General features: G+C 35.0%; 1 pseudogene. It reads right to left on the bottom strand.

The features are described from left to right. Positions 1-10: 10 nt before the first annotated feature. A pseudogene (locus SB717_RS34855) lies at positions 11-303 on the bottom strand (hypothetical protein); the annotation flags it as partial.

Below are 303 nucleotides of genomic sequence, written 5' to 3'. Positions count from 1 at the left end.
ATTCTACTATTCAAGCTAACATACCTCCGTTTTGATAAATAGTGAAAGCAATATACACAATTGCTCCTAATAAAATAGAACAAGCCCCTGGAAAGCTCTGTATCAGCTGTATTTCTTTCTTTGGCAGTTTTGCCCCAAATATAGAAGCAGCATGCTCCAATTGGTCTTTAATCGCTCCTACAAACCCTAAAATTTTAATTAATCGATACACACTAGCAATCCAAAAGAATAGTAAATGGAAAGCTGTTAATGTAATAGCGGTAAGCATAGCCGATTCCTCTACTACATTACTAACATATAAAG

This window comes from Priestia sp. SIMBA_032 (genome assembly GCF_046535215.1).
In the GTDB taxonomy this organism is placed as follows: domain Bacteria; phylum Bacillota; class Bacilli; order Bacillales; family Bacillaceae_H; genus Priestia; species Priestia aryabhattai.
Note: the sequence above shows the minus strand (reverse complement) of the source record. Positions and strands in the feature narration are given on the sequence as shown.